Raw genomic sequence first — 2,139 nt, forward strand, 5'->3', positions numbered from 1 at the left:
TGTCTCGCAACAACAAATCAACCAGATACGCCGCCAACCTTCAAACCGCCCAAACACCAGATTCAGTCATAGCTCTTTTCCGAGCCACCTCTGATCGACAAGGGTTGTTTAATAGCATCAGATTAAGTACGCAAAATAGATGCCGTGACGCAGTAAGAGGTAGTCGATGAATCAAGCAATTAGGCGAAAATATGCCGATACAGTTATGGTTACGCTATTCTTGTGGGCGCCTGCATTCAGCGGAATATACTTCTCCATTTTAGGGCAAAACCTCAACATTGAACGGCTTCTATTTTTAGCTCTGCTCTTACCTTTAATATATTATATCATAATACGGACAGTCTTCACGCAGACCACTAGCTATTCTCCGTCGATACTGGTTCTTGCATTATGGAACATATCCCTTTTGCTATCATCGTACTTCTCGGAAAGTACTGCATCACACCTACAGGGAATTGTGATATGCGCCATACCAACACTAATTGCTGCATACCTTGCGACCCATCCAAACATTGAGGATATCTCAGACAAAACCTCTTTGAAAATTGTTCTCTATCTCTCTATCGGCGGAGTTATTTCTTATTTCATAGCCCCATATCTACCCTCATCTATAAGCCAGATGATCATCGGCAATACATCGAACGACAAAAGTGTTAAGTTTACAACCATAGAACCTAATATATTCGGCTCAACACTAACATTTTTTCTTCTCTTATCTCTTCACAAACTGAATGAGAAAAAAAATGGATTTGCAATTATTACCCTAGCGATATTCGCAATTTTTCTTTCCTTTTCACGAGGCCCCTATGCTGCTCTGATTGCAGGCCTTTTGGTATATTTTGTTTTCTCTGGCACCCTCCGACACCCAAGTAAATTACTCTCAGCATGTGTATTTGTGTTTCTAGTACTATTTTTTACGTTTCCATTTTGGGGCTACATTTATCCATATATTGAAGGCACTATAAATCGAGAAGGTACCCTGCAAACACGCTACATAGTCAACAGTTATGCGCTAGACCGATTCTCGGAATCTCCATTGGTTGGAAATGGCCCTTTGGATTTCTCTGAATCAATGGGATTTGTAGCAAGTATCGTGGGGTCAACTGATGCTCGGCAAATATCTATTTCCCAAATGTTCATAGGTATACTACATGATTCCGGCATCTTTGGGTTATCTATATATTTGGTTTTTCTAGCGTACATCTTGTCACATGGAGTGCTGCAATGTCTAAAAGGTGACGCGAAACGCAGGGCTAGCTATCTTGCTGGATTCGTCAGTATAGTTGTGGCGAGCCAAGCAACGACCATTCATTATACAGCCTTATTTGGGATAGCAACTGGGCTTTTAGCATCACGAAGTCGTAAATGAGGTTGGAATGCTCATCATCCTTAACAAGCGCCGTCATACGACTGAGGTGACGCATTCCTATGGAAAACACATGGCCGTGCTCATACAGGAGCGCACGTAAAGCGTCCGTATCCGCTGTCCGCTGATGCACCGTAACCGCTCCATTGTTACCGCAGCGATTTAGCTTTGATGCGCGCCGCGAGATCGGTGTCATCCACGAAGTCATCAAGGAACTCATGCCAGGTTTTGTTGGTGATACGAGCGGCGCGGATCATGTCCGTCAGCTCTTCGATTCCGTCATCGGTCAGTGCGGTGATTGTTTCGTCGGGTCCGACGTAAACGCTGACGATGTTTCCATAGGTCAGGTTGTCGTCGTTGTAGATGATCGCTTCAAGAAGTTCGGCATCCTCGCCCAACATTTTGGCGACGTAGTCAATGCTGCAGACATGGGTCACCGCAGCCATCAGGCGGCCTGTGAATGGGCAGCGGCCAGCGGCACCCAATTCCACGGGAGCAGTTCATCCAGCCTGTTGATCTTGTGATCGTGGATCCGGTCGAGGATGTCTGCGAGATAGGCCTGCGGGTCGAGGCCATTCAGCTTGGCGGTTTCTATGATGGTCATGGCACGCGCGAGGGTTTCCGCACCGGTGTCGGCCCCTGCAAATAACCAATTTTTCCGCCTTATTCCAATCGGGCGCAAGGCCCGCTCGGCTAGATTGTTGTCGATGGCCACACGACCGTCCGTCAGGAACAGGCTGAATGCGTCCCGACGGCTCAGGCCATAGCGGAAT

At 46.7% G+C, this 2,139-nt stretch carries 3 protein-coding genes; 1 reads left to right on the top strand and 2 read right to left on the bottom strand.

Annotated elements, in window-relative coordinates:
* The first annotated feature begins 166 nt into the window (after positions 1-166).
* Positions 167-1,369: an O-antigen ligase family protein gene (locus tag ACEN2J_RS20740; protein WP_442108651.1), complete on the top strand. Its 1,203-nt coding sequence runs from the start codon at positions 167-169 to the stop codon at positions 1,367-1,369.
* A 146-nt stretch (positions 1,370-1,515) separates the two neighbouring features.
* On the opposite strand, the gene ACEN2J_RS20745 is transcribed toward ACEN2J_RS20740, so the two are convergent.
* Positions 1,516-1,812: a hypothetical protein gene (locus ACEN2J_RS20745; protein WP_442108653.1), complete on the bottom strand. Its 297-nt coding sequence runs from the start codon at positions 1,810-1,812 to the stop codon at positions 1,516-1,518.
* A partial coding sequence (locus ACEN2J_RS20750; protein ID WP_442108655.1) for a transposase domain-containing protein occupies positions 1,812-2,139 on the bottom strand: 328 nt, incomplete at its 5' end. The genes ACEN2J_RS20745 and ACEN2J_RS20750, both read right to left, overlap by 1 nt.

The sequence above is a fragment of the Pseudorhodobacter sp. W20_MBD10_FR17 genome (assembly GCF_052119765.1).
Classification (GTDB): Bacteria; Pseudomonadota; Alphaproteobacteria; order Rhodobacterales; family Rhodobacteraceae; genus Pseudorhodobacter.